Annotated in this window: 2 protein-coding genes and 1 pseudogene; 2 read left to right on the top strand and 1 reads right to left on the bottom strand. The window is 72.2% G+C overall.

Features of this window, described 5'->3' with window-relative positions; translation table 11 throughout:
- Positions 1 to 216: pseudogene (locus tag N869_RS18655) on the bottom strand (hypothetical protein); the annotation flags it as partial.
- 178 nt (positions 217 to 394) lie between these two features.
- On the opposite strand from N869_RS18655, the gene sigE reads away from it, so the two are divergent.
- Both sigE and N869_RS15235 read left to right on the top strand, forming a co-directional pair.
- Positions 395 to 949 carry an RNA polymerase sigma factor SigE gene (sigE, locus tag N869_RS15240; RefSeq protein WP_052105651.1) on the top strand — a complete coding sequence of 185 codons (555 nt, stop codon included), beginning with the start codon at positions 395 to 397 and terminating at the stop codon, positions 947 to 949.
- Positions 949 to 1,180, top strand: a 232-nt coding sequence (locus N869_RS15235) for a zf-HC2 domain-containing protein (protein WP_232229823.1), incomplete at its 3' end; no start/stop codon positions are given. The genes sigE and N869_RS15235, both read left to right, overlap by 1 nt.

The following is a 1,180-nucleotide window of genomic DNA, read 5'->3' as shown; positions in this document are numbered from 1 at the left end:
ACCCGTCCCGGACGAGACAGGCGTGCACCCCAGGTGCGCCGCGCGGTCGACCGCGCGCAGCAGGACGTCGTCCAGTGGGACGAAGTCCTCGGTGTAGGCCCAGGATGCGGCCTTGTCGGCGGAGATGATGTCCCTCCCGGGCGGTGTCGTCGGCCCGGGCCAAGAGCCCGGTGCCCCGATGCTACCGTCGCCCCCCGTCCCGTTCCGGAACACCACCGGTGCGTCATGCGTTGTCCTTTCTGGGACGATGCCATCACCGGGGACCACGAACGGTCCCCGGCACCAGCGAGGAGGACCGGTGCGACCACTTCGGGTGCGGCGAGCGTCGGCGCCGCAGGCGCCGCCCGCCGTCAGCCACCCCCAGGTCCTCGACACCCCTGAGGGTTGGGAGCAGATCGTCACCGAGCACTCCGCACGGGTGTACCGGTTGGCGTACCGCCTGGCGGGCAACCAGCACGACGCCGAGGACCTCACCCAGGAGACGTTCATCCGGGTGTTCCGGTCCCTGTCGTCCTACACCCCGGGCACGTTCGAGGGCTGGTTGCACCGGATCACGACGAATCTCTTCCTGGACCAGGCGCGACGTCGGCGACGCATCCGCATGGACCCCCTCGGGGACGACGCGGACGCGGTGCCCGGTGTGAACGGTCCGGGTGCCCCGGAACGTGGTTTCGAGCACGCCAACCTCGACCACGACGTGCAGCGGGCACTGGACGCGTTGAGCCCGGAGTACCGGGCCGCGGTCGTCCTCTGCGACATCGAGGGTCTGTCGTACGAGGAGATCGCCGTGACCCTCGGCATCAAGCTGGGGACCGTCCGGTCCCGGATCCACCGGGCTCGTGCCCAGCTACGGACCTCCCTCGCCCACCGTGCTCCTCGCACCTCCGTCGACGTCGAGGCTCCCGCGACCCTCGCGCCCCGCGGCGGTGAGGTCGGGGTGGAGGTGTGATGCACCTGGGATCACAGGTCAGCGCCCTGGCCGACGGCCAGCTGAGCCCGGCTGAGACCGAGCAGGCGCTCGCCCACGTCGTGGGGTGCCCGGAGTGCGCCGCGGAGCTCGAAGCGGCCCGCGCCGCCCACCGGGCCCTCGCGCAGGCCATGGACGTCACCGCCGCCCCCGATCTCACGGCCCGCCTGATCGCGCTGGGGAGCCCCGAGGCGCGTCGCGCCCCTGGACCCA

It is taken from the genome of Cellulomonas bogoriensis 69B4 = DSM 16987 (assembly GCF_000767165.1).
GTDB classification, from domain to species: domain Bacteria; phylum Actinomycetota; class Actinomycetes; order Actinomycetales; family Cellulomonadaceae; genus Actinotalea; species Actinotalea bogoriensis.
The sequence above is the reverse complement of the archived record's forward strand: the minus strand, read 5'-3'. Positions and strand labels throughout refer to the sequence as shown.